Genomic DNA, 15,181 nt, shown 5'->3' with positions numbered 1-15,181 from the left:
TCATGCCGTGCGGCGCAGTATCAGCAGATGGCGTTGGCCTTGGCAACCGGGTACGGCCAGGGCGTGTTCGCTATCGAGGTGGAAGTCTGCCGGCAATGCTACCAGCTCATCGGCGGGATGAACGCCCTTCATTGCCAGCCAACGTGTTTCGGCGTCGCCCAAATGGCGAGTCCAGTTGCTGAAGTTCTCCATGCTGCTGAACGCACGGGAAATGATCCCGTTGAATGGCAGTTCAGGCTGGAAGGCTTCGACGCGACTGTGGATAACTTGCAGGTTATCCAGTTTGAGTTCGAGTTTTACCTGGGTCAGGAAGCGGGTTTTCTTGCCGTTGCTATCCAGGCAGGTCACTTGCGACTCGGGAAACAGGATCGCCAGGGGAATCCCCGGCATGCCGCCGCCACTGCCCACGTCCAGCCAACGGCCGTTTTCGATGAAGGACATAACGCTCAGGCTATCGAGCAAATGCCGTGAAACCATTTCGTCTGGATCACGCACTGCCGTGAGGTTGTAGGCCTTGTTCCATTTTATCAACAGGGCCAGATAACCCAGCAGCTGTGCATGCTGGGCTTCCGTCAGGTTGACACCGAGCTGGCGAGCACCTGTGGATAACTCTTCGGCGTGTTGCGAGGTGACCAACGAACTCAAGCGCTTTGCTCCAACTGACGGCCCGCGCCGCGTTTTTTCAAATGAATCATCAACAGCGAAATCGCTGCCGGGGTCACGCCCGGAATACGCGACGCCTGGCCCAGGGTCTCTGGACGGGTCGCACCGAGCTTGCTCTGGATCTCTTTCGAGAGACCAGAGATGTTCGTGTAATCGATATCCACAGGCAGTTTTGTGTCTTCGCTGGCCCGCAGCCGTGCGATTTCGTCCTGCTGGCGATCGATATAACCGGCGTATTTGGTCTTGATTTCGACCTGTTCGGCGACCTGTGGATCTTCTGCGCCCCCGCCGGTCACGGCGATCAGACCAGCGTAGTCGATTTCCGGACGGCTCAGCAGGTTGAGCAAATTGTATTCGTGGGTCAGCGGCGTACCGAATTTCTCGGAAATCGCATCGCCCTGCTCGGTGCCTGGGCGAACCCAAGTACTTTTCAGGCGTTGCTCTTCCAGGTCGATGCTCTCGCGTTTCTTGCAGAACGCTGCCCAACGCGCGTCATCGACCAGACCCAATTCGCGACCTTTTTCGGTCAAGCGCAGGTCGGCGTTGTCTTCGCGCAGGATCAAACGGTATTCGGCGCGGGACGTGAACATCCGATACGGTTCCTGGGTACCCAGGGTAATCAGGTCGTCGACCAAAACGCCGATGTACGCTTCGTCGCGACGCGGGCACCAGGCATCTTTGCCCTGAGCACGCAGTGCGGCGTTGGCTCCGGCCAGCAAACCTTGGGCGCCGGCTTCTTCGTAACCGGTGGTGCCGTTGATTTGCCCGGCGAAGAACAAACCGCCGATCACTTTGGTTTCCAGGCTGTACTTCAGGTCACGCGGGTCGAAGTAGTCGTACTCGATGGCGTAGCCAGGCCGAACAATGTGCGCGTTTTCCATGCCGCGGATCGATTGCACGATCTGCAGCTGCACGTCGAACGGCAAGGATGTGGATATCCCGTTCGGGTACAGCTCGTGGGTGGTCAGACCTTCCGGCTCGATGAACACCTGGTGGCTTTCCTTGTCGGCAAAGCGGTGGATCTTGTCTTCGATCGATGGGCAATAACGCGGGCCGATACCTTCGATCACACCGGAATACATCGGCGAACGATCAAGGTTCGAAGCAATGATTTCGTGGGTACGGGCGTTGGTGTGGGTAATCCAGCAGCTGACCTGTTTCGGATGCTGCTCTTTGGAGCCCATGAACGACATCACCGGAATCGGCGTATCCCCTGCCTGCTCGGTCATCACCGAAAAATCCACAGTGCGACCGTCGATACGCGGCGGTGTACCGGTTTTCAGGCGACCAACACGCAATGGCAGTTCGCGCAGACGATGAGCCAGCGCAATCGACGGCGGATCACCGGCGCGACCGCCGGAATAATTCTGCATGCCGATGTGGATAAGTCCACCGAGGAAGGTGCCAGTGGTCAACACCACGGAATCTGCGAAGAAACGCAGGCCCATTTGGGTGACAACACCGCGCACTTGTTCCTGCTCGACGATCAGATCGTCAGCAGCCTGTTGAAATATCCACAGGTTCGGCTGGTTTTCCAAAGCTTCGCGGACAGCCGCCTTGTACAGAACCCGATCTGCCTGTGCGCGGGTTGCACGCACGGCTGGGCCTTTGCGGCTGTTCAATACGCGAAACTGAATACCACCTTTATCGGTAGCCATGGCCATCGCGCCGCCCAGAGCATCGATTTCTTTAACCAGATGGCTTTTGCCGATCCCGCCAATGGCCGGGTTGCAACTCATGGCACCGAGGGTTTCCACGTTATGCGTCAGCAATAGGGTTTTTGCCCCCATACGTGCTGACGCCAGTGCTGCCTCGGTACCGGCATGACCGCCGCCGATGACGATCACTTCAAAACGGGAAGGGAAATCCACCACGCACCTCGTGCCTGCTTCAGTCAGGTAATCCGGAAATAGTTTGAGCTCAGGTTTTTAGACCTGGTCGGCAAGTATAGGGACTTCGCCCTTCCTAAAGAACCCTTTGCACAAAATTTAACCAGCTGTGGAGAAGTCGAGGTTATAGAAATTAAAAAGAGAGAAATTTATTAAATCTTTGTTTTTATGTTTATTTCTACTGAGCCAACTTTCTGTGGATAGATTGATACAGCCCTTTATTTTCAGTATGTACAGAGATTCAAAACCCTGTGGTCATGTGCCAAGGAGGCCCTTGGATAACCGGTTTAAGCCTGTGGATGAAAGGGGTGGTTATCCACAGAGGTGGTTATCTTCAGTTTTGAGGCCTTGTTATCAACTGCCCTTAGCGGCACTTATTCACAGGGCTTAATCCACAGAAAAGCCGCCGAATGAGCAAATCCCGAGCAAGGGAAATCCGCTCAAGCGAAGAATCTGCTCGGCACTGGGAAAAAAAATTCAGAAAAGGAGAGAACAGACAGGCCTGAATGGCCTGTCTGGGGATAGCAGAAGGGATTATTTACCGATACAGAAGCTGGAAAAGATCCTTCCCAGCAGATCATCGGAGCTGAATGCGCCGGTGATTTCACCCAAAGACTGCTGCGCCTGGCGCAAATCTTCGGCCAACAGTTCACCAGCACCCGCTAGCGTCAGCTGCGCACGGCCATGCTCGAGGGATGCACTCGCATGACGCAGTGCCTCCAGGTGACGCCTGCGAGCACTGAAGCTGCTTTCGGAGGTCTGCTCGTAACCCATGCAGGCCTTGAGGTGCTCACGCAGCAATTCCAGGCCTTCGCCGGCAGACCTTGCACTGAGGCTGATAGTAACGTGGCCATCGTTGCTGACTTCCAGGGCAATCGCTTCGCCCGTCAGGTCAGCCTTGTTACGGATCAGCGTAACTTTTGCCGGATCCGGGCGGGTTTCGAGGAATTCGGGCCACAAGGCAAAGGGATCAAGGGCTTCGGGAGCGGTGGCATCGACCACCAGCAATACCCGATCTGCCTCGCCGATGGCTTTCAATGCCCGTTCGACGCCAATTTTTTCCACCTGATCATCGGTATCCCGCAAGCCGGCAGTATCGACCACGTGTAACGGCATGCCATCGATGTGGATATGTTCGCGAAGAATGTCTCGGGTAGTGCCGGCAATCTCGGTCACGATCGCAGCTTCACGTCCAGCCAAGGCATTCAGAAGGCTGGACTTACCGGCATTCGGCCGGCCGGCGATGACCACGGTCATGCCGTCGCGTAGCAAGGCTCCTTGCCCGGCTTCACGCATCACTGTGGATAATTCGTCGCGGACTTTGTCGAGCATGCTCAGGACGTGGCCGTCGGCGAGGAAGTCGATTTCTTCTTCGGGAAAGTCGATGGCTGCCTCGACGTAAATGCGCAGGCCTATCAGTTGCTCGGTGAGGTTATGCACACGCTGGGAAAACGCACCCTGCAACGAACGCAGGGCATTTCGTGCCGCCTGTGCAGAACTTGCCTCAATCAAGTCGGCAATGGCTTCGGCCTGAGCCAGATCGAGTTTGTCGTTGAGGAAGGCGCGCTCGCTGAATTCACCCGGCCGGGCCAGACGACAGCCCAGTTCAAGGCAACGCTTGAGCAGCATATCCAGAACGATCGGCCCGCCGTGGCCCTGCAGCTCAAGCACATCTTCGCCGGTGAACGAGTTCGGTCCCGGGAAATATAGGGCGATGCCCTCGTCCAGCACCTCTTCGTTTGCACTGAGGAACGGGCCGTAATGGGCAAACCGCGGTTTCAGTTCGCGACCGCTGATGGCTTTGGCCGCCAGACTCGCCAGCGGCCCGGAAATACGGACGATGCCCACACCGCCGCGACCTTGAGCGGTGGCGACGGCAGCGATGGTTTCACGAGGAACGCTCATAAACCGGTATCCAGACAAAAGTGACAGATAGCAAAACGCCCCACTAGGGGGCGTTTTGAGTGGTTATCCACAGAGTAAGTTACGCCTCGGCTTTTTTGGTAGCCGCTTCGATCTTACGCGTGATGTACCACTGTTGTGCGATGGACAGCACGTTGTTCACAACCCAGTACAGCACCAGACCTGCCGGGAACCACAGGAAGAAGAAGGTGAAGATGATTGGCATCATTTTCATGACCTTCGCCTGCATCGGATCCGGAGGAGTCGGGTTCAACTGCTGCTGGATGAACATGGTTGCACCCATGATGATCGGCAGAATGAAGAACGGATCCTTGATCGACAGGTCAGTAATCCACAGCATGAACGGCGCCTGGCGCATTTCCACGCTTTCCAGCAGAACCCAGTACAGCGAAAGGAAAACCGGCATCTGCACGAGGATTGGCAAGCAGCCACCCAGCGGATTGATCTTCTCTTTCTTGTACAGCTCCATCATGGCTTGCGACATTTTCTGCCGGTCGTCGCCATGTTGCTCTTTCAGCGCGGCCAGTTTCGGTGCCACTGCACGCATGCGCGCCATGGATTTGTAGCTGGCAGCCGACAGCGGGAAGAAAATCCCCTTGATCAGCATGGTCAGGAAGATGATCGACCAGCCCCAGTTACCGACCAGCGCGTGGATATGTTGCAGCAACCAGAAGATTGGCTGGGCAATGAACCACAAAATGCCGTAGTCGACGGTCAATTCCAGACCTGGGGACAACTCTTTCAGCACAGCCTGGCTTTTCGGACCTGCGTACAGAACGGCGCTGGTTTCGGCTTTTGCACCTGGCGCGACAGTCATTGCCGGGGCGGTGTAGCCGATGATGTAGTTGCCTTTGCTGTCTTTACGGGTCTGGACGATATTGTTTTCGCCCTTGACCGGAATCCAGGCAGTCACGAAGTAGTGCTGCAACCAGGCAACCCAACCACCGGTGACGGTTTCTTTCAGCTGAGCCTTGTCCATGTCGCTCATCGACACTTTCTTGTACGGCTCGTTACTTGTCCACAGGGCGGCGCCCAGGTAAGTCGCGGTGCCGGTGGCGGTGCTGGAAGAAGGATCGGAGCTGGCATCGCGCTTCAGTTGCGCGAACATTGCACCGGACCAGGGCTGAGCGCTCTGGTTGTCGATCAGGTAGGAAACGGTTACGTCATACAGGCCACGTTTCAGCGTGAAACGCTTGATGTAGTTGACGCCGTCCTTGCTGAACTTCAGGTCCGCGACCAATTGGTCTTGACCGTCAGCCAGTTGATAAATCTTCTTCTCGGAGGAGTAAACCGGACGACCGGCAGGACTTGCGTCCGGACCGTTGGTGCCGATCAGGCCACTTTGAGCCAGATAAGTCCGCTCGTTGCCGTTATCAAACAGCTGGAATGGAATTTCCGGATGGTCCTGGCGACGTGGATACAGCGGCAACGTCAACTGGGCAACATCGCCACCTTGTGGATCGATTGCCAGGTTGAGCACATCCGTTTTGATCTGGATGAGGTCTTTGCTTGCAGCTACTGGTGTTTCAGCAGGTGCAGTTGCACTGGTATCGCTTGCGGCGCGGGGAATGTCGTCACTGACAGAAGCATTATTGCCAGTCGCCGTATCCGGTAGGCCCGGTGCGGTAGTACTGGAAGCAACATTCTGAGTCGGCAGGGCAGCCTGGCCATAGTCCTGGTTCCATTTAAGAACCATAACGTAGGACACGATTGCCAGGGCGACGATCAGGATCGTGCGTTTGATATCCATGATTACTCGGCCATCGAAGAAGAACGGGAGGTAGGGATAGATGGAACCGGGTCATAACCACCGGGATTCCACGGATGACAGCGACCTAAACGACGAAAGGTCAGCCAGCCACCGCGCAGAAGGCCATGATTTTCTATGGCTTCATACGCGTAGCAGGAACAACTGGGGTAGAAACGACAGTGACTGGCCATCAGGGGACTGATGGCATAGCGATAAAACTGGATCGGAACGAGTGCCAGTTTACGCATCGGGACTGTCTACCCCTACAGTTTCGGTTTTGACTGCTGGTACCGGCTTGCTGCGTGCCAGACGTTTCCAGAGCTTGTCGAAATGCTGAATCAATTCGGGGCTTTCTACGTCACCCAAACCTTTGCGCGCGACGATAACAATGTCCCAACCGACCAGTAAATCCTGGTTCAGGCGAAACGATTCGCGCATCAGACGTTTGAGGCGATTGCGCTCGACGGAGAGCTTTACGCTCTTTTTCCCGATAACCAGCCCGAGACGGGGGTGATCAAGATCGTTATTGCGCGCAAGGAGCAGGAGATTTTTCCCCGGAACCTTGCCGGTAGGGGAGTCAAAGACTGCCTTGAAATGCCGGGGAGTAAGCAGACGCTTTTCCCGACTGAAGTCCTGACTCACCTCCAGTGCCGGATTATCAAACTGCCAGACGCGCACGACCTTTGGCGCGACGACGCGACAGGACGGCACGACCGTTCTTGGTAGCCATGCGAGCACGGAAACCGTGGGTACGAGCGCGTTTGATAGTGCTTGGTTGGAAAGTACGTTTCATTGTCGTGTTACCTGGTTCGTCCACAACGGGCCGGAATGGCCCCCGTTTTAAGAGACCGGGGATTCTAGAGAAAGCAAGCCTCTAGGTCAATTTCCAACCAGCGTTTCCTTATAAATAGATCTCCAGACGATTTGCTCGTCGAAGCTCGTTCGCTAGATATAGAAATAAAGAAGGGAATTATTTAAAGCTTTTCTGTAAAGCTTATAAAAGCTAGGGTCACGTTCATCTGTGGATAACTACCTTTAGCCCTTCTAAACCGTGATGTACAGAGAATGACAACTACGGTGGAAAACGGTGGTCAGCCTGTGCTGCGCTGTCGGATAAGCTGTGTGTGGAAAGGCTAGTTATCCACAGGCAGGTTATCCACCGAGTTTCGCCCCCACTTGTCCAGTGCCCTCATGGGCGGTTATCCACAGAGCTTATTCACATACCGCTGGTCTTCTTTTCCAGGGTTAACGCATTGATAAATCATGCCCTGTGCGCAACCTGCATGTGGATAAGTGGACGTCTGGTCGCTACAATGACCGCTTGTTTTTGCCTCACCGGCTTTCAACTTAGGGGATATCCGTGTCAGTGGAACTTTGGCAGCAGTGCGTAGAGCTTTTGCGCGATGAGCTGCCTGCCCAACAATTCAACACTTGGATCCGTCCACTACAGGTCGAAGCCGAAGGCGACGAGCTGCGTGTCTACGCGCCGAATCGTTTTGTTCTCGACTGGGTCAATGAAAAGTACCTGGGCCGCGTCCTTGAACTGCTGGATGAGCATGGCAATGGCCTGGCGCCGGCGCTCTCCTTATTAATAGGCAGCAAACGCAGTTCGGCGCCGCGTGCGGCACCTAATGCTCCATTGGCCGCCGCGGCGTCCCAGGCCCAGGCCGCTCAAGCGCCTGTCAGCGCTCCGGCGCCAGCCCCGGCAGCTGCATCGACCAAGCGTGCGACACAAAAGGTTGCTGAAGTCAGTGAAGAGCCGTCCCGCGACAGCTTCGATCCAATGGCCGGCGCCAGTTCGCAACAGGCTCCGGTTCGCGCCGAACAGCGTACGGTGCAGGTCGAAGGCGCGCTCAAGCACACCAGCTACCTGAATCGTACTTTTACCTTCGAGAACTTCGTCGAAGGCAAGTCCAACCAACTGGCCCGGGCTGCGGCCTGGCAGGTGGCGGACAACCCCAAGCACGGCTACAACCCGCTCTTCCTTTATGGCGGTGTCGGCTTGGGTAAAACCCACTTGATGCATGCTGTGGGTAACCACCTATTAAAGAAGAATCCGAATGCCAAGGTTGTGTACCTGCATTCCGAGCGTTTCGTTGCGGACATGGTCAAGGCCTTGCAGCTGAATGCGATCAACGAGTTCAAGCGCTTCTACCGCTCGGTGGATGCGTTGCTGATCGATGACATTCAGTTCTTCGCCCGCAAGGAACGCTCCCAGGAAGAATTTTTCCACACCTTCAACGCCCTGCTTGAAGGTGGCCAGCAGGTCATTCTTACCAGTGACCGCTATCCGAAAGAAATCGAAGGCCTTGAAGAACGCCTGAAGTCACGTTTCGGCTGGGGCCTGACGGTTGCCGTCGAGCCACCGGAGCTGGAAACCCGCGTGGCGATCCTGATGAAAAAGGCCGACCAGGCCAAAGTCGATCTGCCACACGACGCAGCGTTCTTCATTGCCCAGCGTATTCGCTCCAACGTCCGTGAGCTGGAAGGCGCGCTCAAACGCGTGATAGCCCACTCGCACTTCATGGGCCGCGATATCACCATCGAGCTGATTCGCGAATCCCTGAAAGACTTGTTGGCGCTGCAAGATAAACTGGTGTCTGTGGATAACATTCAGCGCACCGTCGCCGAGTATTACAAGATCAAGATCTCCGACTTGCTGTCCAAGCGTCGTTCACGCTCGGTAGCACGTCCGCGTCAGGTCGCCATGGCGTTGTCCAAGGAATTGACCAACCACAGCCTGCCGGAAATCGGCGATGTGTTTGGTGGCCGCGACCACACGACTGTTTTGCACGCCTGCCGCAAGATCAACGAGCTTAAGGAATCCGACGCGGACATCCGCGAGGACTATAAGAACCTGCTGCGTACACTGACTACTTGATGAACACCAGCGCAGCTTATTAAGGCAAGGGACTAGACCATGCATTTCACCATTCAACGCGAAGCCCTGTTGAAACCCCTGCAACTGGTCGCAGGCGTCGTCGAGCGCCGACAGACCTTGCCGGTGCTCTCCAACGTGCTGCTGGTTGTCGAAGGCCAGCAACTGTCGCTGACCGGTACCGACCTGGAAGTCGAGCTGGTCGGTCGTGTGCAACTCGAAGAGCCTGCGGATCCGGGCTCCATCACTGTGCCTGCGCGCAAGCTGATGGACATCTGCAAGAGTCTGCCGAACGATGCGCTGATCGACATCAAGGTCGATGAGCAGAAGCTCGTAGTAAAGGCCGGCCGTAGCCGCTTCACCCTGTCGACCCTGCCAGCCAATGACTTCCCGACCGTGGAAGAAGGCCCAGGCTCGCTGACCTGCAGCCTTGAGCAAAGCAAACTGCGTCGTCTGATTGAACGCACCAGCTTCGCCATGGCGCAGCAGGACGTACGTTACTACCTCAACGGCATGCTGCTGGAAGTCTCGGCCGGGATCATCCGCGCCGTGGCGACGGACGGTCACCGTCTGGCCATGTGTTCGATGCAGGCCGATATCGGTCAGCCGGATCGTCATCAGGTGATCGTACCGCGCAAAGGTATTCTGGAACTGGCGCGTCTGCTGACCGAACCGGACGGCAACGTCAGCATCGTGCTGGGCCAGCACCACATTCGCGCCACCACCGGCGAGTTCACCTTCACCTCGAAACTGGTCGACGGTAAATTCCCTGACTACGAGCGTGTTCTGCCCAAAGGCGGCGATAAGCTGGTACTCGGCGATCGCCAGGCGTTGCGCGAGGCGTTCAGCCGTACCGCGATTCTGTCCAACGAGAAGTACCGTGGCATCCGTCTGCAACTGGCCAATGGTCAGCTGAAGATTCAGGCGAACAACCCGGAACAGGAAGAAGCGGAAGAAGAAGTGGGCGTTGAGTACAACGGCGGCTCTCTGGAAATCGGCTTCAACGTGAGCTATTTGCTCGACGTGCTGGGCGTGATGACCACCGAGCAGGTTCGCTTGATCCTGTCCGACTCCAACAGCAGTGCGCTGGTGCAAGAGTCCGACAACGACGACTCGGCCTACGTTGTCATGCCGATGCGTCTGTAATCATGCTCAGTAGAAGCTAGATGTCCTTAAGTCGCGTCTCGGTCACCGCGGTGCGCAATCTGCACCCGGTGACCTTCTCCCCCTCCCCCCGAATAAACATTCTTTACGGCGCCAACGGCAGCGGCAAAACCAGTGTTCTGGAAGCCATTCATCTGCTGGGGCTTGCCCGTTCGTTTCGTAGCAGCCGTCTGTTACCCGTCATTCAATACGAGCAATTGGCGTGTACGGTGTTTGGCCAGATCGAACTGGCTGAGGGTGGACATAGTGCGCTGGGGATATCTCGCGACCGCCAAGGCGAGTTCCAGATCCGCATCGATGGGCAGAACGCCCGAAGTGCTGCGCAACTTGCAGAGATCCTGCCGTTGCAGTTGATCAACCCGGACAGCTTCCGCCTGCTGGAAGGTGCGCCGAAGATTCGCCGACAGTTTCTCGACTGGGGTGTGTTCCACGTGGAACCCCGATTCATGTCCACGTGGCAGCGCTTGCAGAAGGCCTTGCGCCAGAGAAACTCTTGGCTGCGACATGGTACACTTGACGCCGTTTCGCAAGCGGTTTGGGACAGAGAACTGTGCCAGGCCAGCGCTGAAATAGATGAATACCGCCGCGCTTACATCAAAGCCTTGAAACCAGTCTTTGAACAGACCTTGAGCGAACTGGTTGAGCTTGAGGGCTTAACGCTCAGCTATTACCGAGGTTGGGACAAAGACCGTGAGTTGAGTGCTGTGCTCGCCGGGTCCCTTCAGCGGGATCAGCAAATGGGTCATACCCAAGCCGGACCACAACGCGCTGATTTGCGTCTTAGATTGGGCGCACATAACGCCGCGGACATCTTGTCTCGTGGCCAGCAGAAGTTGGTGGTCTGTGCATTGCGGATCGCCCAAGGGCACTTGGTTAGCCAGGCCCGTCGCGGCCAGTGTATTTATCTGGTGGATGACCTGCCGTCTGAACTGGACGAGCACCACCGTCGCGCGCTTTGCCGCTTGCTGGAAGACTTACGCTGCCAGGTCTTTATCACCTGTGTAGATCACGAATTATTGAGGGAAGGCTGGCAGACGGAAACGCCAGTCGCTCTGTTCCACGTGGAACAGGGCCGTATCACCCAGACCCACGACCATCGGGAGTGAAGGCATTGAGCGAAGAAAATACGTACGACTCAACGAGCATTAAAGTGCTGAAAGGCCTGGATGCCGTACGCAAACGTCCCGGTATGTACATTGGTGACACTGACGATGGCAGTGGTCTGCACCACATGGTGTTCGAGGTGGTCGATAACTCGATCGACGAAGCTTTGGCCGGCCATTGCGACGACATCAGCATTATCATCCACCCGGACGAGTCCATCACCGTTCGCGACAACGGTCGTGGCATCCCGGTAGACGTGCACAAAGAAGAAGGCGTTTCGGCAGCCGAGGTCATCATGACCGTGCTGCACGCCGGCGGTAAGTTCGACGATAACTCCTACAAGGTATCCGGCGGTCTGCACGGTGTAGGTGTGTCGGTGGTGAACGCACTGTCCAAAGAACTGATCCTGACCGTTCGCCGCAGCGGCAAGATCTGGGAACAGACTTATGTCCACGGTGTTCCGCAAGAGCCGATGAAAATCGTTGGCGAGAGCGAAACCACTGGTACCCAGATTCACTTCAAGCCTTCGGCTGAAACCTTCAAGAACATCCATTTCAGCTGGGACATCCTGGCCAAGCGGATTCGCGAACTGTCTTTCCTCAACTCCGGTGTCGGCATCGTCCTCAAGGACGAGCGCAGCGGCAAGGAAGAGTTGTTCAAGTACGAAGGCGGTCTGCGTGCGTTCGTTGAATACCTGAACACCAACAAGACTGCGGTCAACCAGGTGTTCCACTTCAACATCCAGCGTGAAGACGGCATCGGCGTGGAAATCGCCCTGCAGTGGAACGACAGCTTCAACGAGAACCTGTTGTGCTTCACCAACAACATTCCGCAGCGCGATGGCGGTACTCACCTGGTGGGTTTCCGTTCCGCATTGACGCGTAACCTGAATACCTACATCGAAGCTGAAGGTCTGGCGAAGAAGCACAAAGTTGCCACCACCGGTGACGACGCCCGCGAAGGCCTGACCGCGATCATTTCGGTAAAAGTGCCGGATCCGAAGTTCAGCTCCCAGACCAAAGACAAGCTGGTGTCTTCCGAAGTGAAGACCGCGGTCGAACAGGAAATGGGCAAGTACTTCTCCGACTTCCTGCTGGAGAACCCGAACGAAGCCAAGCTGGTTGTTGGCAAGATGATCGACGCGGCGCGTGCGCGTGAAGCAGCGCGTAAGGCCCGTGAGATGACCCGCCGTAAAGGCGCGCTGGACATCGCCGGCCTGCCGGGCAAACTGGCTGACTGCCAGGAAAAAGACCCTGCCCTCTCCGAACTGTACCTCGTGGAAGGTGACTCTGCTGGCGGCTCCGCCAAGCAGGGACGCAACCGACGCACCCAGGCCATCCTGCCGCTCAAGGGCAAGATCCTGAACGTGGAGAAGGCACGCTTCGACAAGATGATCTCTTCTCAGGAAGTGGGCACCTTGATCACTGCGCTCGGCTGCGGCATTGGCCGCGACGAGTACAACATCGACAAGCTGCGTTATCACAACATCATCATCATGACCGATGCTGACGTCGACGGTTCGCACATCCGTACCCTGTTGCTGACCTTCTTCTTCCGTCAGTTGCCGGAGTTGATTGAGCGCGGTTACATCTACATCGCTCAGCCACCGCTGTACAAGGTCAAGAAAGGCAAGCAAGAGCAATACATCAAAGACGACGACGCCATGGAAGAGTACATGACGCAGTCGGCCCTGGAAGACGCGAGCCTGCACCTGAACGAGGAAGCCCCGGGTATCTCCGGCGAAGCCCTTGAGCGTCTGGTGAATGATTTCCGCTTGGTGATGAAGACCCTCAAGCGTTTGTCGCGCCTGTATCCGCAGGAACTGACCGAGCACTTCATCTACCTGCCAGCGGTGAGCATGGAGCAACTGTCCGATCACGCAGCGATGCAGGATTGGATGGCTCAGTTCGAAGTTCGTCTGCGCACCGTCGAGAAATCCGGCCTGGTTTACAAAGCCAGCCTGCGTGAAGACCGTGAACGTAACGTCTGGCTGCCAGAGGTCGAGTTGATCTCCCACGGCCTGTCGAACTACATCACCTTCAACCGCGATTTCTTCGGCAGTAACGATTACAAGACTGTTGTGTCGTTGGGCGCTCAATTGAGCACCTTGCTGGACGACGGGGCGTACATCCAGCGCGGCGAGCGCAAGAAGCCGGTCACCGAATTCAAGGAAGCACTTGAATGGCTGATGGCTGAAAGCACTAAGCGTCACACGATCCAGCGCTACAAAGGTCTGGGCGAAATGAACCCGGATCAGCTGTGGGAAACCACCATGGACCCAAGCCAGCGCCGGATGCTCAAAGTGACCATCGAAGACGCCATTGGCGCGGACCAGATCTTCAACACCCTGATGGGTGATGCGGTCGAACCCCGTCGTGACTTCATCGAAAGCAACGCCTTGGCGGTTTCCAACCTGGACTTCTGATCCGGCAGGACCGCTAAAACGAAAAAGGCCAACGCTTAGCGTTGGCCTTTTTTATTGATCGTCGAAACGTCGTCATTCGCTAGCAGTGGCCACGCTCTCAAGCCGATACCCATACCCGTAAATCGTCAGCAGTTGCCAACCGCGATCAGCCGTCAGGCCCAGCTTGTTGCGCAGGCGATAAATGTGAGTATCCAGCGGGCGCGAGGAGACTATTTCTTCATGAGTCCAAAAGCGCTCATACAAGTATTCACGGGACAAAGGTCGGCCCAGATTGGCGAACAGGCAACGGGCGAGACGGTATTCCCGTTCGGTCAGGCTGATGGGGGTGGCGGCGCGGGTGACGGTGAGTTCGGCGTCGTCGAATTCGAGGTCATTGAAGGTCAGTATTTCGGTGGCTGCCGCGCGTTGCAGCCCATGACGACGTAGCACCGCGCTGACCCGAGCCATCAGCTCATTGGGACGAAACGGTTTGCTCACATAATCGTCGGCCCCGGCGTTCAATGCCTGGACGATATCGCTTTCGGTATCGCGACTGGTGAGCATGATCGCGGCTGGTGGCACGTCCATGTGTTCACGGGTCCAGCGTAACAATGCCAGGCCGCTGATATCGGGCAGTTGCCAATCGAGGATCAGCAGATCGAAGGTCTCCCGCCGGAGTTGCCGTAGCAGGTCCTCTCCCCGCTCGAAGCAATGCAGCATCCACGCCTGCTCTCCCGTGACGGGGATCTGTCGCAGTGTCTGTTCCACCCGGCGGAGTTCGGCGGGCTCGTCATCCAGTATTGCGACACGCATGCCGAGTGTTTCCTTCATCTCGTAAGTGCAAAGTAAAAATTCCCACGGGAGTTTAGGCTGATTGATTGAATCTGAACAATTGTGGCGAATTGCTGCGAAGTTCCCAAGTATGGCTACGCTGATGTCACTTCGCCGGTAGGCGATGAACCATCGGCAGAATGCTTAAGAGGGACTGTGGGGAAGATGCGTCTAGAGATTCTCTCTAATGGATTCACAAGGTTGGCAGCGTTGATGTTGGCGGCTGGTCTTGGCCTGGGATGTACCACGGTTCAGTCGACTCCAATCATTGACCATGAGGTTAGACCGCGTTACTTCGGTCCAACGGAGACAAACACGGTCGTGGGGGACTCGCCAGGCTTTGCCCCGATGCACTCCCCCCCGATGGAGTCCGTAGAGCTCGACATCCCTTCAACGCAACAACGCTGGGTGTTTTAGCTTTCGGCCAATTCTGAACAAATATTGAGAATCGGCTCGCAAGGTCACTTATGCCGGTAAATTCGTTGTCGCTGAGCGGCACAGGGGCATTGGGATGTGCCCCGACGCAGGGAGCGTCAACGCCAATTCTGCAGGGCCGTCGATCGCCGGTTTTCGGC

Annotated in this window: 12 protein-coding genes; 4 read left to right on the top strand and 8 right to left on the bottom strand. The window is 56.4% G+C overall.

Annotation, left to right across the window (positions count from 1 at the left end; translation table 11 throughout):
• The 7 genes from rsmG to rpmH all read right to left on the bottom strand — a co-directional run bounded on the left by rsmG (position 1) and on the right by rpmH (position 7,018).
• Positions 1-645 (bottom strand): 16S rRNA (guanine(527)-N(7))-methyltransferase RsmG, encoded by a 645-nt coding sequence (gene rsmG / locus F6R97_RS14390; RefSeq protein ID WP_038980416.1) that lies wholly within the window; start codon positions 643-645, stop codon positions 1-3.
• The gene (mnmG, locus tag F6R97_RS14385; protein ID WP_038980414.1) at positions 642-2,534 is read right to left on the bottom strand and encodes a tRNA uridine-5-carboxymethylaminomethyl(34) synthesis enzyme MnmG; all 1,893 of its coding nucleotides are present in this window, start codon (positions 2,532-2,534) and stop codon (positions 642-644) included. The genes rsmG and mnmG overlap by 4 nt, the downstream gene beginning before the upstream one ends.
• Before the next feature lie 552 nt (positions 2,535-3,086).
• On the bottom strand, positions 3,087-4,457 hold the full coding sequence (gene mnmE, locus F6R97_RS14380; RefSeq protein ID WP_038980412.1) for a tRNA uridine-5-carboxymethylaminomethyl(34) synthesis GTPase MnmE: 1,371 nt from the start codon (positions 4,455-4,457) through the stop codon (positions 3,087-3,089).
• Between the two features lie 79 nt (positions 4,458-4,536).
• Positions 4,537-6,225 (bottom strand): membrane protein insertase YidC, encoded by a 1,689-nt coding sequence (gene yidC, locus F6R97_RS14375; protein ID WP_038980411.1) that lies wholly within the window; start codon positions 6,223-6,225, stop codon positions 4,537-4,539.
• Between the two features lie 2 nt (positions 6,226-6,227).
• Entirely contained in the window at positions 6,228-6,473 is a 246-nt protein-coding gene (gene yidD, locus F6R97_RS14370) for a membrane protein insertion efficiency factor YidD (protein WP_052966011.1), read from the bottom strand.
• A complete protein-coding gene (gene rnpA / locus F6R97_RS14365) occupies positions 6,466-6,867 on the bottom strand; it encodes a ribonuclease P protein component (protein WP_038983561.1) in 402 nt (133 codons plus the stop codon). The genes yidD and rnpA overlap by 8 nt, the downstream gene beginning before the upstream one ends.
• Before the next feature lie 16 nt (positions 6,868-6,883).
• Complete coding sequence (rpmH, locus tag F6R97_RS14360) at positions 6,884-7,018, bottom strand: 50S ribosomal protein L34 (protein ID WP_003213577.1); 135 nt, start codon at positions 7,016-7,018, stop codon at positions 6,884-6,886.
• Between the two features lie 567 nt (positions 7,019-7,585).
• Between rpmH and dnaA the strand changes: the two genes are divergently transcribed.
• The 4 genes from dnaA to gyrB are packed head-to-tail and all read left to right on the top strand — an operon-like array spanning position 7,586 to position 13,796.
• Complete coding sequence (gene dnaA, locus F6R97_RS14355; protein ID WP_038980409.1) at positions 7,586-9,106, top strand: chromosomal replication initiator protein DnaA; 1,521 nt, start codon at positions 7,586-7,588, stop codon at positions 9,104-9,106.
• Between the two features lie 39 nt (positions 9,107-9,145).
• Positions 9,146-10,249 (top strand): DNA polymerase III subunit beta, encoded by a 1,104-nt coding sequence (gene dnaN / locus F6R97_RS14350; protein ID WP_007903001.1) that lies wholly within the window; start codon positions 9,146-9,148, stop codon positions 10,247-10,249.
• A gap of 20 nt (positions 10,250-10,269) precedes the next feature.
• Positions 10,270-11,373, top strand: coding sequence for a DNA replication/repair protein RecF (recF, locus tag F6R97_RS14345; RefSeq protein WP_315866716.1), 1,104 nt, complete (start codon positions 10,270-10,272; stop codon positions 11,371-11,373).
• Between the two features lie 5 nt (positions 11,374-11,378).
• Entirely contained in the window at positions 11,379-13,796 is a 2,418-nt protein-coding gene (gene gyrB, locus F6R97_RS14340; RefSeq protein WP_007902994.1) for a DNA topoisomerase (ATP-hydrolyzing) subunit B, read from the top strand.
• A gap of 72 nt (positions 13,797-13,868) precedes the next feature.
• On the opposite strand, the gene F6R97_RS14335 is transcribed toward gyrB, so the two are convergent.
• Positions 13,869-14,588, bottom strand: coding sequence for a response regulator transcription factor (locus F6R97_RS14335; RefSeq protein WP_048397362.1), 720 nt, complete (start codon positions 14,586-14,588; stop codon positions 13,869-13,871).
• Positions 14,589-15,181 lie beyond the last annotated feature (593 nt).

It is taken from the genome of Pseudomonas sp. JV414 (assembly GCF_032424305.1).
In the GTDB taxonomy this organism is placed as follows: domain Bacteria; phylum Pseudomonadota; class Gammaproteobacteria; order Pseudomonadales; family Pseudomonadaceae; genus Aquipseudomonas; species Aquipseudomonas lini.
Note: the sequence above shows the minus strand (reverse complement) of the source record. Positions and strands in the feature narration are given on the sequence as shown.